Genomic DNA, 16,777 nt, shown 5'->3' on the forward strand with positions numbered 1-16,777 from the left:
CACCGCTTCGTCGGGGCGTGCGTCGGGATCGGCGACGGGGGCGGCGGACTCGGCGGCCACGGGTTCCTCCAGGCGGTGCGGGTGTGTCGACGGCGGCCCCATCGTGCCGCACGCCCCCGCCGGACGGACCGGCGGGGGCGTGCGGGGTCTCACCGGGTGCGGCGGGCCGGGGTCAGGCGCGGTGCTCGTCCGCGAGTGCCTCCGGCGACGCCTGGACCGCGTCGGCCGCCCGGGACGCCACGGCACCGCCGCTCTGCGGTGCGGTGGCGGTCAGTACCAGGTCGGCCACCACCGGCCGCCCGTTCGACGCGCACACGGCGGGCCGGGCGCGCGGCGCGTAACCGGCGGCGGTCACGACCAGCACATGGCCCGGCTCGGGGGTGGCGGCCAGCGCGTACCGTCCCGCGTCGTCGGCGACGGCCCGGCCGGCCTGCAGGCCCTGCCGGTCGACCAGGGTCACGGTGGCCCGCGCCACCGGCGCGCCCGCCGCGTCCCGCACCAGACCGTGGAAACCGCCGGAGCCCGCGACGGCCGGGGAACCACCCGCGGACGGCGCGGACGCCCCGCCGTGCAGCACCGCGTCGATGGCCACCAGCGCCTCGGCCTCCGCGAGCAGCGCCTCGCTCTCGCTGTCGGCGACCAGCACCAGACGCGAGGACGGGCGCTGCGAGGGCAGGAACGCGGCCAGCACGAGACCGACCAGCACCGCCCCGGTCGCGATCAGGAAGGACAGCCGGAACCCGTGCATCGAGGGAACCGCCACCCCGCCCATGGGGAGGGAGGTGTTCGCCAGCACCATGCCGATGACGGCGCTGGACACCGAGGTGCCGATCGACCGCATCAGCGTGTTGAGGCCGGTCGCGGCCCCGGTCTCGGAGGCGTCCACCGCGCCGACGATCAGCGCCGGCAGCGAGGAGTAGGCGAGGCCGATGCCCGCGCCCAGCACCGTGGAGATCACCAGGGTCTGCCAGGCCGCGTCCATCAGCAGGGTCCCGGCGCCGTAGCCGACCCCGATGACCAGCATGCCGATCATCAGGGAGGCCTTCGGGCCGCGCCGGGCGGCGATCCGCGCGTACACCGGCGCGGTCAGCATCATGGTCAGCCCCAGCGGCGCCATGCAGAGACCGGCGACCACCATGGACTGGCCGAGGCCGTATCCGGTGGAGGCCGGCAGCTGGAGCAGCTGCGGGACCACCAGCGACACGGCGTAGAAGGAGACGCCTACCATGATCGAGACCAGGTTGGTCAGCAGCACCTCGCGCCGGACGGTGGTCCGCAGGTCCACCAGCGGTGCCTCGCTCCGCAGCTCGTACACGCCCCAGGCAACCAGGACCAGCAGGCCGCCGGCTATCAGGCCGAGGGTGAGCGGCGCGGTCCAGCCCCACTCGCTGCCCTTGGTGACGGGCAGCAGCAGGGAGACCAGGCCGAGCGAGAGACCGAAGGCGCCCACGTAGTCGAAGGTGCCGGGCGCGCGCAGCGGCGGCTCGGGCACCAGGAAGACCGTGAGGACCAGGGCCACCAGACCGACCCCCGCCGAACCGAGGAAGAGCGCGTGCCAGTCGGCGTGCTGGGCGACCAGCGCCGCCGCGGGCATACCGAGCCCGCCGCCCACACCGATCGAGGAGCTCATCAGCGCCATCGACGAGCCGAGCTTCTCCGGCGGCAGCTCGTCACGCATGATGCCGATGCCGAGCGGGATCGCACCCATGGCGAATCCCTGGAGCGCCCGGCCGACGATCATGATGAGGAGGTCGTCGGTGAAGGCGCAGACGAGTGAGCCGATCACCATCACGGCGAGGCTGGCGATCAGCATCCGCCGCTTGCCGTACAGGTCGCCGAGCCGCCCCATGATCGGGGTGGACACGGCACCGGCGAGCAGTGTCGCCGTCATCACCCAGGTCGCGTTCGACTGGGCGGTGTGGAGAAGAGTGGGCAGGTCCTTGATGACGGGTACGAGCAGGGTCTGCATCACCGCGACGGTGATGCCCGCGAAGGCCAGTACGGGGACGAGCGCTCCCCTGGGTTCCTTGATCTCCTGAAGCGGACCGGGACTTCCCCCGGTGTTCCGTTCGTTCGTCGTCCGTCGCATACGTTCGCCCTCCGGGCAGCAGTCATCACCGGAGGGACCCCCCAAGTGCATGCATACCGAACGCTTCTCGGGGCGGGGGTATTCCCGGGGGAAGGGAACTCGAACTCATCTGCGGTACTGGCCGGTTGGTGATGGCTGGAAACGGTCAGGTCCCGGAAGGGGGCCGCCCGGACGTCCCGGCAGGCCGAGATCGCCCGAGCGGGGAATCACGCAGCTCCGGCTGGTACGGGTTCGAGGTCACCACCGACTGCTGCGAGATCGAGCTGGACCCGCCGAGGAAGCGCGAGACCCTGATCAACGGTGAGATCGAGGCCGACCGGTTCGACGACCTCGCGGCGCTGCTGCGCACCCGCTTCGACGGCGCCTTCTGCCTGGAGCTGTACGGCGACGGGGGGAAGCCGCTCCGGGAGATACCGGGGGCCGCCCCCGTACCGCCCGCTGCCACCGGCGGCCCCGGGGGCGTCGTAGACCCAAGGACCGAGGCCGTTCGCGACTCCACGCCGTGTACGCGCGGTGCGGAGCCGGGGACGATGGCGGTCATGACAGACGTATCCCTGGACGACGTGTCCCCGGACACCCGCACCGCTCCCCGCCGCCTGAGGCCCCGTACCTGGGCGGCGGTCGTCGCGGCCTGCACCGGCCAGTTCCTGGTCGTGCTCGACGTGTCGGTCGTCAATGTGGCACTGCCGTCGATGCGGACCGACCTGGGGCTGAGCGCCTCCGGGCTCAGCTGGGTCCTCAACGCCTACTCGATCGCGTTCGCCGGGTTCATGCTGCTCGGCGGGCGGGCCGCCGACCTCTTCGGCCGTAAGCGGATGTTCCTCGTCGGCCTCGGGCTCTTCACCGCCGCCTCGCTCGCCGGCGGACTCGCCCAGGAGGGCTGGCAGCTGCTGGCCGCCCGTGCCGGACAAGGGCTCGGCGCCGCCGTACTCTCCCCGGCGACCCTCACCCTCCTCACCGCCGCCCTCCCGGAGGGCCCGGCGCGCGTCCGCGCGATAGGCACCTGGATGGCGGTCGGCGCGGGCGGCGGAGCGGCGGGCGGGCTGATCGGTGGGGTGCTGACGGACCTGCTCTCCTGGCGCTGGGTCCTGCTGATCAACGTGCCCGTCGGCGCCCTGGTCCTGGCCGGTGCCGCGTTCCTGCTCGCCGAGGGCCGGGGCGGCGAACGCCGCCGGATCGACCTGCCGGGCGCCGTCCTCGTCACGGCGGGCCTCGCCGTCCTCGCGTACGGGATCGTGCAGACCGAGGCGGCCGGCTGGACGGCCCCCGGGACGCTCGTCCCCCTGCTGGGCGGGGCGGCCCTGCTCGGGGCGTTCGTGCTGGTGGAACGGCATACCGCCACCCCGCTGATGCCCCTGCGGGTGCTGGGCGTACGGGCCGTGGCCTCGGCCAACGCCTCGATGCTGCTGCTCGGCTCGGCCACCTTCTCGATGTGGTACTTCATGACCGTGTACGCACAGAACGTCCTCGGCTACACCCCGCTGGAAGCCGGGCTCGCCCTGCTGCCCACCTCCGCCGCGATCGTCCTCGGCTCGAAACTCGCCCCGCGCTTCATGGCGCGTACCGGTGCGAAGCCGATGGCCCTCACCGGCATCCTGCTCACGATCGCGGGCTTCGGGTGGCAGTCCACCATGAGCGCCGACAGCCACTACGCGGCCGGCATCCTGCTGCCGGGCGTCCTGATGGCCTTCGGCATGGGCTTCGTCTCCACCCCGCTCGCCTCCCTCGCCACCTCCGGTGCCGCCCCCGGGGACGCCGGACTCGTCTCCGGCCTGGTCAACACCTCCCGCACGATGGGCGGGGCGCTCGGCCTCGCCGTGCTCTCCACCGTCGCCGCCGCGCGCACCGGCGACTCGGCCACCCCGGCCGATCTCACCGCCGGATACGCCCTCGCCTTCCGCACCGCCACCGGGGTGCTGCTGGCGGCGGCCCTGCTGGTGCTCCTCTGGCTGCCCGGCGCGAAGGCGGGACGGGGGGCCGGGAGCCGGGCAGCGCGAGAATGACTCAGAGCCAGCCCTGCTGCCGGGCCGCCCGGGCCGCTTCCGTGCGGTTGCGGGTGCCGGTCTTGCCGATCGCGGAGGAGAGGTAGTTGCGCACGGTCGACTCCGAGAGGTGCAGTTGCCGCGCGATGTCCGAGACCGTCGCGCCGCCGGAGGCCGCGTTCAGGGCGTCCCGCTCCCGGGCGGTGAGCGGGCACGGACCCGCCCCGAGAGCGGTGGCCGCGAGGGCCGGATCGACCACGGTCTCCCCGCCCAGCACCCTGCGGATCGCCCCGGCCAGCTCCTCCACCGGGCCGTCCTTGACCAGGAAGCCCGAGGCGCCCGCCTCCATCGCCCGCCGCAGGTACCCGGGCCGGCCGAACGTCGTCAGGATCAGCACCCGGCACTCCGGCACCTGGTCCCGGAGGTCGGCGGCGGCGTCCAGACCGCTGCGCACCGGAAGCTCGATGTCGAGCAGTGCCACGTCGGGACGGCAGGTGAGGGCCGCGGGCACGATCTCGTCCCCGGAGCCCACCTGGGCGACCACCTCGAAGTCCGGCTCCATCCCCAGCAGCAGGGCGAGCGCGCCCCGCATCATGCCCTGGTCCTCGGCGAGCAGCACGCGCACGGACGGGGCGGGCCGGTGGTCCTGCGGCATCTCGGTCACGGAGAAGAGGGTATGACCGCGCGGCGCGGCCACGCAGGCGGTGGGGCCGCCCGGCTCAGGGTGTCGGGATGCCCGCCGGGCGGCGGGGCGGGAGCCCGAACCGCACCGGCACCCCCGGCGAGTACAGCACGCTGACCGGACCGCCGGCCGGTGCGGGCAGTCCTGCCGCGGCGATGAGGTTCTCGGTGTGGTCGAGGAGCTCGGCGCGGTGCAGGGGCCAGCGGGGGTGGGCGTTCGGCAGGTAGCGGGAGCGGCCGAAGAACGTGCTGTGCATGCCCCAGCGCGCTGTCAGGAAGTGTTCGAGCTCCGAGGGCTCTCGGACCTGTTCGCCGATGCGTACGGCGATCCGGCTGTGCGCGTCGGCGGGCCCGCCCCACCGACGCCGGCTGGTGTAGGTCACCGTGTCGCCCTCCCGCCGGACCGCCATCTTCGACCAGACGTACGGCAGGCCGAACGCGCTCCGTCCGACAGCGACGGGAAGCAGACGGGAGGCGTCGAGCGAACGGAAGACCACGCCCCGCCGCCCGTGGCCGTCCACCGAGTACAGGCGGACGTTGGTCTCCGGGAAGGAACCGAGGTACGGGACCCCGGGCAGACCGAACCACCCCACGCGGTGCATCCGGAAGGCGACGAGCCCGACGTACGTGACCCCGTCCAGGGTGTCGGGCCGGGTGCCCGCCGGGAGCAGCGGGGCGACGAGCGCCGGGTCGACGGCCCAGTGCAGGAAGGCCAGATCCAGCCAGGACTGGGTGAGGACCGGATGGGCCGCGGCGTGCGGCGGGTCGGCCGTTATCGGTTCCGGGATGACAGTCAGCGGCGCCATCGAATCAGTGTGCCATCGCCGTACCCGCGTTCGAGGTGTCCTCGGGCACACCTGACCCCCGGCCCGTAGGTGTCCTCGGACACACCCGGCCCCGGCCCGTCAGGAGCCCCGGGCGCCTCACCGCCCGGGGCCCTCTCCGGTCGGTGACCCGTCGCCCGCCGACGCTTTCGACCCGTCCCCTCGGCTGCCCGTCCTCGTCTCCACCCGCGTCTCGCCGGGCAGTTCGGCCCGTACGGTGAAGCCGCCGCCCGGCGCCGGGCCCGCCCGCAGGGAGCCGCCCGCGAGGGCCAGCCGTTCGGAGAGCCCGGCGAGGCCCGTGCCCCCGTAGGCGTACGGGGACTCCTCGCCTGCCCGCCCGGGACCCGGGCCCCGGCGCTGCCCGAAGGTGTCCCCGCCGCCGGGGCCGCCGTGCGCGCCGCCACCCGGCCCGTCGTCGGTGACCGTCAGCAGTACCCGGTCGCTCCCGTGCGCGACGGTGAACACGCAGTGCGCCGCGCCGCTGTGCCGTACGACGTTCGTCACCGCCTCGCGTACCACCCAGCCCAGCAGCGCCTCGGTGCGCGGGGAGACCGGTGGCCCGGTGCGGTGCGTCGTGCCCTCGATCCCGACGGCGGTCAACGCCGATACCGCGCGGTCCAGTTCGCCGGCGAGGCTGCCCTCGCGGTACCCCGTCACCGCCTCCCGGACCTCGGTGAGCGCCTGGCGGCCGACCGACTCGATGTCCGCGATCTGGCCCAGCGCCGCGTCCAGGTCCCGGGGAGCCAGCCTTCGGGCCGCCTCCGACTTCACCACGATCACCGACAGGGTGTGCCCCAGCAGGTCGTGCAGGTCGCGGGAGAACCGGAGCCGCTCGCGCTCCACCGCACCCCGGGCCAATGCGGCCTGGGTGTCGCGCAGTTCCCGCACGGTCTCCGAGAGGGCGAGGATCGCCGCCGTCACCGCGCCGGAGAGGAACGTCCCGTAACCGATCGTCCACGGGTCTGCGGCGTGGCCTCCGCGCCACGCGGCGACGGCCACGCCGCAGACGGACAGTCCGATGAGGGCGGAGGCGAGCTGCCGGCCGCGCAGGATCGTGCCGCACGCCAGCGAGAGCAGCGGGAAGAAGAGGAGCCAGCTCCCGCCGTACCCGATCGCCAGTCCGAACGTGACGGCCGCCATCGTGCCGAGCAGCGCGTACGAGAGGGGGGCCCGGCGCCGGGCGGGGACGAAGCTCCGGAACACCACCTGCACGTAGAGGGAGTTGAACAGCAGGACGGCCAGCGCACCCACCCAGGGGTTCGGGGTCTCGCCCTTCCAGAGGTTGGAGAACGCTCCGAGCCCGAGCAGCAGCCATGGCATCAGCGCGTACGGCCCCGGACCCTCCGGCCGACGGCTCCGGGGCCGCCGGCGCCGGCCGGGCGGGTGCTCCGCGCGGTCCGGGCCGGGCGGCTCCGTGCTGCCGGGGCCCGGGCCGGGTGCGGCGCCCGCCTTCACAGGGTCCTTGCCGCACGCCGGTACGAGACGACCGCGTAGCCGCCGAAGAGGGCCGTCCACGCCAGGAGTTCGGCGATCGAGGAGAGATGTGGAGCGTGACCGGCCACCGTCGTCCAGCCGAGATCGGCGAAGCCGTGCGCGGGAGTGTGGGTGCCGACGGCCCGCAGCGGTCCGGGCAGGGAATCCAGCGGGAACCACAGTCCGCCGATCACCGCGAACCCCGTCATGCAGGCGATGTTGACCACTCCGGTGCCCTGCGGGGTGAGGCGGTAGCCGTTGCCGATGCCGAGCAGGGTGAACGGCAGCGTACCCACCCACAGCAGGACCACCAGCAACACCCACTGACCCCAGCCGAGTTGGATACGGTTCACCAGCGCTCCCGCCAGCAGTACCCCGACCAACGCGGGAAGGACGGTCACCGAACCGCTGAGGGCCCGGCCCACCACGATCCGCGACGGGGCGAGCGGAGTGATCCGCAACTGCTTCAGCCACCCGAGGGACTTGTCGGACGCGATCCCCGTACCGACCGCCATCGCCGAGCCGAGAGCCCCGTACGCGGCCATGCCGGTCATCGAGTACGCCCGCCAGTCGTCGGCGCCCGCACCGCCGCCCGTGGTGTCGCCGATGTTGGTGAAGAGCAGGTACATCAGTACCGGCATCCCCGTCCCGAAGATCAGGAACGCGCCGTCCCGCAAGGTCCGGCGGACTTCCAGCATCACGTACGCGTACATCACGGTGTCTCCTCGGACGTCTCGGCGGGACTCGCGGTCAGGGCGAGGAACGCGTCCTCCAGCGTGGTCCGCGACACGACCAGTCCGCGCACCGCTCCGGTCCCGGCCAGCGCGACGACGGTGGCGTCCGGGTCCGCCGACCGCAAGAGGGCTCTTCCGCCCCGGACTTCGACGCCGGTCACGCCCGGCAGGCGGTCCAGCCCGTCGGCGTCGCCGCCCACCAGGTCGATCCCGACCCGGCCGCCTCCCACGGTGCCCCGGATGCCGTCCCCGCTGTCGTCCGCGACGATCCGCCCCCGGTCGAGGACGACGATCCGGGCGGCGTTCTCGTCCGCCTCCTCCAGGTAGTGCGTGGAGAAGAGGACGGTGTTGCCGCGCTCCGCGTAGGCGCGCATCGAGTCCCAGAACGCCCGGCGGGCCTCCACGTCCAGCGCGGCGGTCGGCTCGTCCAGGACGAGCAGCCGGGGATTGCCCGCCAGTGCGACGGCGAAGCGGACCCGCTGCGTCTGGCCGCCGGAGAGCTTGTCGACCCGGCGGTCCGCGAACGCCGAGGCTCCCGCGAGCCCGAGTACCTCGCCGAGCTCCATCGGCGCGGGATAGGTCGACGCCACGAACTCGACCAACTCCCGCACGGTCACCCGGGGAATCGGCCGGCCCTCCTGGAGCATCGCCCCGACCAGTCCCGCCCGCACCGACCGCTCCGGGGAGCGGCCGAACAACTCCACCGACCCCTCGTCGGGTTCGTCGAGTCCCAGCAGCATCCCGATGGTGGTCGACTTCCCGGCGCCGTTGCGGCCCAGCAGCGCGACCGTCTCACCGGCCCCGATCGTCAGGCCGATGCCGTCCACCGCGCGCACGGTCCGGCCCGAACGCCCCTGTGTCCGGAAGGACTTCGACACTCCGTCGAACCTCACCGCCGGAGCGTCCGTGCCGCCCCCGCTCTTCCGGGCCCCCGCCGAGAACCCGGCGGCCGCCCACGCTGCGGCCGGCCCCCCGCCCGCACTTCCCGTTGTCGTCATGGAGGCGACGGTACGGGTGGCGCCGGGCCGGACGGCAGAGCCGTGCGTACGGCTTCCGGCAGGACAAATGTCACGGGTGCCGGGTGCCGGGTGCCGGGTGCTTGGAAAAGCTGCGGGGGCCGTCCCGGCCGTTCCGGCCCGGACGACCCCCGCCCCTTTCCGACGCCGGCCCTTTCGGGCACCGGCGCTTCAGGACATTCCGTCGTCTCCGTGAGTGGGCCGACGGTGCCGGCCGCGAGTATGCGCGGATGCGGTCTGCGCCGACATGTCCCCTCGGTGTTTTCCGGAGCCGCCGGCTTCGGCCTGTTGCGTTTCCGCCCCAGGCGGGCACGTCTGCACCGTGTCGGTGCGGGTTTCGGACATGTGGGAAGTCACCCCGTAGCGTTCGCTTGCGTGTGTACCGGGGCCCCGCCGCCACCCGTGCCCGCCCTTCGGATTTCATCCCGCGTGTCCGGAAAAGCCCCTGGGCATGGTCACACTGCGCACCCGTACGGAACGACCGCGTAGCCCCCGTCGAATTCTAGGCCGTGTCAGCCGGGCGCCGGTCCGCTCCGCGGATACGCCTGTCCCAGCGGAACGGGCCTGTACCCCACAGGAGATGATCCGGCGGCGGACGGTTGCGTTCCGGTTTCGTCCGCCGGTCCGGGGTCGCCCCGCACACCGTCGTACGCCCGCGGCGGGAGGTCCTCCGGAGCCTCCAGCCGCGCCAGCCCGCAGGGTGCGTCGGGGGGCGCGTAAGGCAGGCTCAGTACGCCGTCGCGGCTCCAGGAGCCCGACCCGGTCTGCCAACCCGCCGGTGCGGCGAACTGGTGGAGACGGCGGCCCGTCGGACGCCAGACGCCGAGCCAGCTGCCTGCCGCGCCGTCGATCCGCAGGGCGACCGCGCAGCTCTCCGGCATCAGCATCTGTCCCGGCTGCACCGCGAACGGCGTGACGGTCACGTCCGCCGGGCACAGGCACTCCGGGAAACGAACCGGCAGCGCGCTGCCCAGGACGCCCCAGCCGAGCCGGTCACGCCCCGGGGCGTCGGAGCGGAGCAGGAAGAGTCCGCTGTCCGGATCGGCGATCAGCAGCCGGTCATTGCTCCCTGGCGCGATCTGGAGAAGCGGAGTCACCTCGCCGCCGCGTTCGAGGTCGACGGCGACCGTCTTCACCGGTCCGCCGCCGGGCGGCCTGCGGTCGAGGGCCAGCACCCTGCCCGTACGGTCCAGCCAGACCCCGCCGGAGCAGAGCCCCGGCACATCGGCCACGTGTTCGGGCCCGAAGGAGCCGCCCGCCACCCGCCAGACGGAGGTGGTGAAGATGCCGGGCGCCAGGGCGTAGACGCTCGCCCCGTCCGGGGCCGGTGCGATCAGCGTCATCCGTTCGCACTCCACGGTTCCGAGCGGCAGCTCGCCGGTCCCGGGGCCGGTCGGGTAGAGCAGCGAGAACGCGTGCCGGTCCGCCACCCGTCGCCGGATCAGCACCCGGCCGTCCGCGAGCGGCACCACCTGCGTGTCGGGTTCCTCCGGCTGGTCCAGCGGGAGCGGCACGGTGTACGGCTCCGGACCTCCGAGCGTCCACCGCTCGGGGTACCAGCCCCGGCCGAGCGCCTCGCTGCCGCCCCTCGTGAGCCGCGCCGCGTACGCGCCGTCCGCCGAGAGCGTCAGCGCGCCCGCCGCGTACGGGGCCCGGACACCGGTCGCCGCGGGGGTGTCGGTGGGCGGCGGCGGGATGCGGCGGGGAAGAGGGGCGGCCTCGGCGGAGGGGGCCGGGCGCCGGGCGGCCTCGGCGGAGGGGAGCGGGCGCCGGGCGGCCGACATTCCCGCGGCGTTCGGGTGGACGGCGCCCCCGGGTGCGGGTGCCGCGGCGGGCGGGGGTGTGGGCGCCGGGGGCGGCGTCGCCGGGGAGGGCGAGCCCGTTCCCGGCGAGGCGGGTGCGGCCGTTCCGGAGAGCGCCGCCGGTGCGGCGGGCACCGACGCCCCGGTCGAGGTGTGGAAAGCGGCTGTCGTCGGTGAGCCGACGACAGCCCCCACGAGCGGGACGAGGGTGGTCGCGTCGACGGCCCGGCCGGCCGGAGCACCCGTGGGCACGACCGTTCGCCCGGTCACCACGACCCGGATGGCCATCGGGGCCACGCCCTCGTGGGCGGGAGAACCGTCGGCGGGGGGGTCGTCGGAACGGGCTTCGCCGGGGCGGGACCCGTCCGGCACGGCGGCCCGCGCACCGCTGTCGCCCGGCGCGGCGAGCGGCGTGGCGGTCCGTCCAGGCGCCTCCGGCGTCTGCGGCCCTCGCGTCTCCAGCCCTTCGCCTCGCTGCGGTGTCCCGGGTGTCCCGGGATCCTCGGGTTCCTCGGGCGCGGGTTCCGGCTCCCTGGCCGCCCCGACGCCCCCTTGGGTCAGACCTTCTGCGACACAGGCAGTCATGGGATGTGTCACCTCCGGCGACCGAAGCTAGTTTTCGGGCTTTCCGCCGACCAACGCCACACCCACCGCGTCACACATAAGGATGGTGTAAACCGGAATCGAGGGTGAGTGGCCGAGGCGCTGTGCTTCCGCCGAGCCCGAACCCGCGTCGGCGCCCGGGCGGGACCCGCCCCCGATGCTCACCCGGAGGCGGGCCGGGAGCCCTCCGAGGTGACGACGTGTGACCGGAGCGGGGCGCTACGGGTGGGTACGCGCAGCCATGACCGGTGCGGTGCGCGGGGCAGGTAGCCTTTCCCCGTGCCCCGTCTGTCTGAAGTCATCGCCGAGCTCGACGCCCTCTGGCCCCCCGAGCGGGCCGAGGGGTGGGACGCGGTGGGCACGGCCTGCGGAGACCCCGACGCGGAGGCCGGCCGGGTCCTGTTCGCCGTCGACCCGGTGGGGAGCGTCGTCGACGAGGCGGTACGCCTCGGAGCCCAGCTCATCGTCACCCATCACCCGCTCTACCTGCGGGGGACGACGACCGTCGCGGCCGACACCTTCAAGGGCCGGGTCGTGCACCGGCTCATCACGCACGGCATCGCGCTGCACGTCGCGCACACCAACGCCGACACCGCCGATCCCGGAGTCTCCGACGCCCTGGCCGGAGCGCTCGGCCTGCGCGTCACCGGCCCCCTCGTGCCCGACCCCACCGACGAGCACGGCCGCCGCGGCCTCGGCCGGATCTGCGAGCTGGACCACCCCGAGACGCTGAGTGACTTCGCCGCCCGCGCCGCGGCCCGGCTGCCCGCCACCGCGCAGGGCATCCGGCTGGCCGGCGACCCCGACGCGACCGTGCGCACGGTCGCCGTCAGCGGCGGCTCCGGCGACAGCCTCTTCGACGCGGTGCGTGCGGCGGGCGTCGACGCCTTCCTCACCGCCGACCTGCGCCACCACCCGGCCTTGGAGGCCGTTCAGCACTCCCCGCTCGGCCTCGTCGACGCCGCGCACTGGGCCACCGAGTGGCCCTGGTGCGAGCAGGCCGCGGCCCAGCTCGACGCGATTTCCGACCGCCACGGATGGGACCTGAGGGTCCACGTCTCGAAGCAGGTCACCGACCCCTGGACCACCCACCACTCTTCTGGAGCCCCCAACTGAACGCCGCGCCCGCCGACCAGATCCGACTTCTCGACGTCCAGGCACTCGACGTTCGCCTCGCGCAGACCGCGCACAAGCGGGCCTCGCTGCCGGAGCACGCGGAGATCGAGTCCCTCAACAACGACCTCGCTCAGCTCCGCGACCTGCTGGTCGCCTCGCAGACCGAGGAGAGCGACACCAGCCGCGAGCAGACCAAGGCGGAGCAGGACGTCGACCAGGTGCGCCAGCGTGCCGTCCGCGACCAGCAGCGTCTCGACTCCGGCGCGGTCTCCTCGTCGAAGGACCTGGAGAGCCTCCAGCGCGAGATCGCCTCGCTGGCCAAGCGCCAGGGTGACCTGGAGGACGTCGTCCTCGAAATCATGGAGCGCCGCGAGGCCGCCCAGGAGCGGGTCACCGAACTGACCGGCCGGGTCGCCGCCGTCCAGGCCAAGCTGGACGACGCCACCGGGCGCCGCGACGCCGCGCTCAAGGAGTTCGACGCCCAGACCGAGACGATCGGCAAGGACCGCGAGGTCGTCGCCGAGGTCATCCCCGCGGACCTGCTGAAGCTGTACGACAAGCTCCGCACCCAGCAGGGCGGTGTCGGCGCCGCACGGCTCTACCAGCGCCGCTGCGAGGGCTGCCGCCTGGAGCTGAACATCACCGAGGTCAACGACGTGAAGGCGGCGTCCCCCGACACCGTCCTGCGCTGCGAGAACTGCCACCGCATCCTGGTGCGCACCTCGGATTCGGGCCTGTAATGACCTCGCTCCACCAGCTCGTCGTCGAAGCCGACGGAGGTTCCCGGGGCAACCCGGGGCCCGCCGGTTACGGTGCCGTCGTCGTGGACCCGGCGACCGGCGAAACGCTCGCCGAGGCCGCCGCGTACATCGGCGTCGCGACGAACAACGTCGCCGAGTACCGGGGCCTGATCGCCGGCCTCCGGGCCGCGAAGGCGCTGTTCCCGGAGACGGCGGACGGTTCCGTCCGGGTGCACGTACGGATGGACTCGAAGCTGGTGGTCGAGCAGATGTCGGGCCGCTGGAAGATCAAGCACCCCGACATGAAGCCCCTCGCGGCGGAGGCGGCCACCGTCTTCCCGCCTTCCGCCGTCACGTACGAGTGGATGCCGCGCGAGCGGAACAAGCACGCGGACCGGCTCGCGAACGAGGCGATGGACGCGGGCCGCCGGGGCGAGCAGTGGGAGCCCTCCGTCTCCACCGCGGCCCTGGACGCGCCGGCCCGTCCGGCCGTCGGCGAGTTCGGGGACGTACCGCCCCGCGAGGTGGGCGACGCGTCCGCCGGAGCGGCCAAGGTGCGCGCCGCCCTCGCCGCCGCCCGTACCGGCTCCGCGGGTGTCTCCGACGCCGCTTCCCGTACCTCCGGTGCAACCGCCGATCCGGCCGTCACCCCCCGGGTGGGCTGGGCCGCCGCACCGGACATGGGCGCCCCCGCCACCTTCCTGCTGCTCCGGCACGGAGAGACCGTACTGACGCCGGAGAAGCGATTCTCCGGCAGCGGCGGCACCGACCCCGAGCTCTCCGCGACCGGCCGGGAGCAGGCCGGACGCGCCGCCACGCACTTCGCGGCCCTCGGCACGGTCCAGGAGATCGTCAGCTCACCGCTGCGCCGGTGCCGCGAGACCGCGGGCGCGGTGGCGGACCGCCTCGGTCTCGACGTGACGGTCGACGAGGGGCTGCGGGAGACGGACTTCGGTGCCTGGGAGGGTCTCTCCTTCGCGGAGGTGCGCGAACGGTACGGCTCCGACCTGACGACCTGGCTCACCGACCCGCAGGCGGTGCCCACGGGTGGCGGCGAGAGCTTCGTGGAGGTCGCCGACCGGGTGGCCCTCGCGCGTGACCGGCTGGCCGCCGCGTACGCCGGCCGTACCGTCCTGCTGGTCAGCCATGTGACGCCCATCAAGACCCTGATCAGGCTGGCGCTCGGCGCTCCCGCGGAGTCCATGTTCCGGATGGAGCTTGCCGCGGCGTCCCTCTGCGAGGTCGCGTACTACGGCGACGGCAACGCGTCCGTACGCCTCTTCAACGACACCTCGTACCTGCGGTAGCCACCGCCGCCCGCTCCGGTCGCCCCGGGCACGTTCCGTGCCCGGTACCGGCCGCGCGGGGCCGGGGCCTCAGCCGCGCAGGGCCGCCGCCTCAGCCGCCAGCCGCTCCACCCGGGCCCAGTCCTTCGTGGCGATGGCCTCGCTCGGGAGCATCCAACTTCCGCCCACGCAGCCGACGTTGGGCAGAGCCAGATAGTGCGGGGCCGAGGCGGCCGAGATGCCCCCGGTGGGGCAGAACCGCGCCTGCGGCAGCGGAGCGGCGAGCGCCTTGAGGTAGGCGGTCCCGCCGGCCGCCTCCGCCGGGAAGAACTTCATGTCGGTGACCCCGCGTTCCAGCAGGGCGACCACCTCGGACGCGGACGAGACCCCCGGCAGGAAGGGCACGCCGGACGCCCGCATCGCCGCCAGCAGGGTGTCCGTCCAGCCGGGGCTGACCAGAAACTTCGCCCCGGCGGCCACCGTTTCGGCCACGTTCGCCACGGATATCACCGTGCCCGCGCCCACCGACGCCGTCGGCACCTCGCGGGCGATGGCCGTGATCGCGTCCAGCGCCGCCGCGGTCCTGAGCGTCACCTCGATCGCCGGAAGCCCGCCCGCGACGAGCGCCCGCGCGAGCGGTACGGCGTCCGCCGCGTCCTCCAGCACGACGACGGGGACGACGGGGGCGAGGTCGAGCACGGACACGTACGGGGCGGCGGACGCGGTGGCGGCGGCGGGTGCGGGGGAGGTCATGGCGTCATCCTGCCGCCGTCCCGCACTCCCTGCAACGACCGTTGCGCATGCTGCAACGGCGCTCCCGTCCGGTACGGTCCGGACCCGCGAAGCCTCAGTGGATCTCCGTCACCACCACGTCGAGCGACCACGGCCGCCCCGCACGCGCCGGCGGCTGCGCCTCCACCACGTAACCGAGACCGCGCAGCACCTCCACGAGCCGCTCCGGGTTCTCCGGGGCGGCGCCCGCCTCCAGCAGGTCGCGGACCATGCGGCCCTTCGTCGCCTTGTTGAAGTGACTGACCACGGACCGCTTCTCGACCCCGTCGACCAGCTGCGACTGGAGCACCCGAACGCTCGCGGTGCGCCCGGCGAGCTCGCCCTTCGGCTTCCACGCCGACGCGTACGCGGACGAACGCAGGTCCAGGACGAGCCCGTCACCGGCGGCTCGCGGCAGCACCGGCTCCATCGCCGCCCGCCAGTGCGCGGCGAGCGAGCCGAGGCCCGGCAGCTTCACGCCCATCGAGCAGCGGTACGACGGAATCCGGTCACTCACACGCACCGCGCCCCACAGGCCGGAGAAGATCAGCAGCGAGGCGGAGGCCCGCCGTCGGGCCGCCGTGTCCAGGGTGGCCAGATCAAGGGCGTCGTAGAGCACACCCGTGTAGATCGACCCGGCCGGCCGGGTCGGGGCCGTGCGCAGCTCCGTGTTCTTGCCGACTTCCCCGCGCAGGCCCTCGGTGAGGCCGAGCACTCCGCGCGCCTTCTCCTCGTCGGCCAGGCACAGCTCCACCAGCTCGTCCAGCACGGCCGCACGCGCCGGGGCGAGCCCCGGCAGCGACAGGCACTCGGGCTTCAGGGGTGCCCCGCGCCCCGGGGCGGCCTTGCCCTCGGAGGGCGGCAACAGCACGAGCACGGCGGTTCTCCTTCGTACGGGGCGGAAGAACCAGGTTACGGGGCCGCGCGGAGCTGCAGGGCCGACCTCCGGCCCCGCCGGCCCGCCTTCCAGGAGGGGCTCATTTCAGCCAGTCGGCTGAATCTCGTACGATCGCGATTTCGGCCGCGGACACTCCGGGGCCAGGAAGGGTTATCCGCGTGACCGACCCCGCCGTCCGCGCCGCCACCGGCAGCCTCGCCACCGGCCGTCCCCGGCAGATCGTCGCCGCCGCCCGCGCCCTGCTGGAGGAGGAGGGCCCGGAAGCCCTCACCATGCGGCGCCTGGCCGAACGAGTGGGGTTCCGGGCCTCGTCCCTGTACAAGTACTTCCCCGACAAGTCGTCCGTGGTGGCGGCCATGGCGGCCGAGATGTACCGCGAGACGGCCGCCGTGCTGACCGCCGCCGAGGCGTCGGCGCCCGGGTCGTTCCCCGTCCTGGCCACGGCCTACCGCGCGTACGCCCTGGCCCACCCCCACCTCTACCTGCTCGCCACCGGCTGCCGCCCGGACCTCCCGGCCCTCGCCCCCGACCGCCGGAGAGCCGCAGCCCCCCTCTACCGGGCCGTCGCCGGCGACGCGGACCGCGCCAGGGCCGCCTGGGCGTTCGCGCACGGCATGGTCGTCCTCGAACTGAACGGCCGCTTCCCGCCGGAGGCCGACCTCGCCGAGGCGTGGACCGCGGGCATCACCGCCTTCGCCCGCTGACTCCCCGCCCCGCTGACGCCCGGCCGCTGACTCCCGGCCCCGTTCCGGTGCGGTTCGC

General features: G+C 74.1%; 14 protein-coding genes. 5 read left to right on the forward strand and 9 right to left on the reverse strand.

Features of this window, described 5'->3' with window-relative positions:
* Positions 1 to 172 precede the first annotated feature (172 nt).
* Positions 173 to 2,089, reverse strand: a complete 1,917-nt coding sequence (locus OHT52_RS22670; protein WP_328722013.1) for an MFS transporter — start codon at positions 2,087 to 2,089, stop codon at positions 173 to 175.
* 530 nt (positions 2,090 to 2,619) lie between these two features.
* Between OHT52_RS22670 and OHT52_RS22675 the strand changes: the two genes are divergently transcribed.
* Positions 2,620 to 4,092 (forward strand): DHA2 family efflux MFS transporter permease subunit, encoded by a 1,473-nt coding sequence (locus OHT52_RS22675; RefSeq protein ID WP_328723855.1) that lies wholly within the window; start codon positions 2,620 to 2,622, stop codon positions 4,090 to 4,092.
* Between the two features lies 1 nt (position 4,093).
* Here OHT52_RS22675 and OHT52_RS22680 read toward each other — a convergent pair whose 3' ends face one another.
* The 6 genes from OHT52_RS22680 to OHT52_RS22705 all read right to left on the reverse strand — a co-directional run bounded on the left by OHT52_RS22680 (position 4,094) and on the right by OHT52_RS22705 (position 10,583).
* Positions 4,094 to 4,726 carry a response regulator transcription factor gene (locus OHT52_RS22680; RefSeq protein WP_328723856.1) on the reverse strand — a complete coding sequence of 211 codons (633 nt, stop codon included), beginning with the start codon at positions 4,724 to 4,726 and terminating at the stop codon, positions 4,094 to 4,096.
* A gap of 64 nt (positions 4,727 to 4,790) precedes the next feature.
* Positions 4,791 to 5,558 carry a YqjF family protein gene (locus tag OHT52_RS22685; protein ID WP_328722014.1) on the reverse strand — a complete coding sequence of 256 codons (768 nt, stop codon included), beginning with the start codon at positions 5,556 to 5,558 and terminating at the stop codon, positions 4,791 to 4,793.
* A 117-nt stretch (positions 5,559 to 5,675) separates the two neighbouring features.
* The gene (locus OHT52_RS22690; protein WP_443046644.1) at positions 5,676 to 7,031 is read right to left on the reverse strand and encodes a sensor histidine kinase; all 1,356 of its coding nucleotides are present in this window, start codon (positions 7,029 to 7,031) and stop codon (positions 5,676 to 5,678) included.
* Positions 7,028 to 7,762 (reverse strand): ABC transporter permease, encoded by a 735-nt coding sequence (locus OHT52_RS22695; protein WP_328723857.1) that lies wholly within the window; start codon positions 7,760 to 7,762, stop codon positions 7,028 to 7,030. The genes OHT52_RS22690 and OHT52_RS22695 overlap by 4 nt, the downstream gene beginning before the upstream one ends.
* Positions 7,762 to 8,676, reverse strand: coding sequence for an ABC transporter ATP-binding protein (locus OHT52_RS22700; RefSeq protein WP_443046809.1), 915 nt, complete (start codon positions 8,674 to 8,676; stop codon positions 7,762 to 7,764). The genes OHT52_RS22695 and OHT52_RS22700 overlap by 1 nt, the downstream gene beginning before the upstream one ends.
* 635 nt (positions 8,677 to 9,311) lie before the next feature.
* Positions 9,312 to 10,583: a hypothetical protein gene (locus OHT52_RS22705; protein WP_328723858.1), complete on the reverse strand. Its 1,272-nt coding sequence runs from the start codon at positions 10,581 to 10,583 to the stop codon at positions 9,312 to 9,314.
* Positions 10,584 to 11,483: 900 nt separating this feature from the next.
* Between OHT52_RS22705 and OHT52_RS22710 the strand changes: the two genes are divergently transcribed.
* From OHT52_RS22710 to OHT52_RS22720, 3 genes are read left to right on the forward strand one after another with little or no spacing between them, the layout of a single operon-like run.
* The gene (locus tag OHT52_RS22710; protein ID WP_328722017.1) at positions 11,484 to 12,320 is read left to right on the forward strand and encodes a Nif3-like dinuclear metal center hexameric protein; all 837 of its coding nucleotides are present in this window, start codon (positions 11,484 to 11,486) and stop codon (positions 12,318 to 12,320) included.
* Positions 12,317 to 13,060 carry a zinc ribbon domain-containing protein gene (locus OHT52_RS22715; RefSeq protein ID WP_328723859.1) on the forward strand — a complete coding sequence of 248 codons (744 nt, stop codon included), beginning with the start codon at positions 12,317 to 12,319 and terminating at the stop codon, positions 13,058 to 13,060. Before OHT52_RS22710 ends, OHT52_RS22715 begins: the two co-directional genes overlap by 4 nt.
* Positions 13,060 to 14,367, forward strand: coding sequence for a bifunctional RNase H/acid phosphatase (locus OHT52_RS22720; RefSeq protein WP_328722018.1), 1,308 nt, complete (start codon positions 13,060 to 13,062; stop codon positions 14,365 to 14,367). The genes OHT52_RS22715 and OHT52_RS22720 overlap by 1 nt, the downstream gene beginning before the upstream one ends.
* A 69-nt stretch (positions 14,368 to 14,436) precedes the next feature.
* Here the strand turns inward: OHT52_RS22720 and eda are convergent, their stop codons facing one another.
* Positions 14,437 to 15,099, reverse strand: a complete 663-nt coding sequence (eda, locus tag OHT52_RS22725) for a bifunctional 4-hydroxy-2-oxoglutarate aldolase/2-dehydro-3-deoxy-phosphogluconate aldolase (protein ID WP_328722019.1) — start codon at positions 15,097 to 15,099, stop codon at positions 14,437 to 14,439.
* A 94-nt stretch (positions 15,100 to 15,193) separates the two neighbouring features.
* Positions 15,194 to 15,994 (reverse strand): peroxide stress protein YaaA, encoded by an 801-nt coding sequence (gene yaaA, locus OHT52_RS22730; RefSeq protein ID WP_328722020.1) that lies wholly within the window; start codon positions 15,992 to 15,994, stop codon positions 15,194 to 15,196.
* 179 nt (positions 15,995 to 16,173) lie between these two features.
* Between yaaA and OHT52_RS22735 the strand changes: the two genes are divergently transcribed.
* Positions 16,174 to 16,719 carry a TetR/AcrR family transcriptional regulator gene (locus tag OHT52_RS22735; RefSeq protein ID WP_328722021.1) on the forward strand — a complete coding sequence of 182 codons (546 nt, stop codon included), beginning with the start codon at positions 16,174 to 16,176 and terminating at the stop codon, positions 16,717 to 16,719.
* Positions 16,720 to 16,777: the final 58 nt, after the last annotated feature.

This window comes from Streptomyces sp. NBC_00247 (genome assembly GCF_036188265.1).
GTDB lineage: Bacteria > Actinomycetota > Actinomycetes > Streptomycetales > Streptomycetaceae > Streptomyces.

Coding starts and splice junctions, on each gene's coding strand:
- eda (WP_328722019.1), bottom strand. CDS start 15,099: ATGACCTCCCCCGCACCCGCCGCCGCCACCGCGTCCGCCGCCCCGTAC.
- OHT52_RS22685 (WP_328722014.1), bottom strand. CDS start 5,558: ATGGCGCCGCTGACTGTCATCCCGGAACCGATAACGGCCGACCCGCCG.
- OHT52_RS22680 (WP_328723856.1), bottom strand. CDS start 4,726: ATGCCGCAGGACCACCGGCCCGCCCCGTCCGTGCGCGTGCTGCTCGCC.
- OHT52_RS22705 (WP_328723858.1), bottom strand. CDS start 10,583: ATGTCGGCCGCCCGGCGCCCGCTCCCCTCCGCCGAGGCCGCCCGGCGC.
- OHT52_RS22695 (WP_328723857.1), bottom strand. CDS start 7,762: ATGTACGCGTACGTGATGCTGGAAGTCCGCCGGACCTTGCGGGACGGC.
- OHT52_RS22675 (WP_328723855.1), top strand. CDS start 2,620: ATGGCGGTCATGACAGACGTATCCCTGGACGACGTGTCCCCGGACACC.
- OHT52_RS22670 (WP_328722013.1), bottom strand. CDS start 2,089: ATGCGACGGACGACGAACGAACGGAACACCGGGGGAAGTCCCGGTCCG.
- OHT52_RS22720 (WP_328722018.1), top strand. CDS start 13,060: ATGACCTCGCTCCACCAGCTCGTCGTCGAAGCCGACGGAGGTTCCCGG.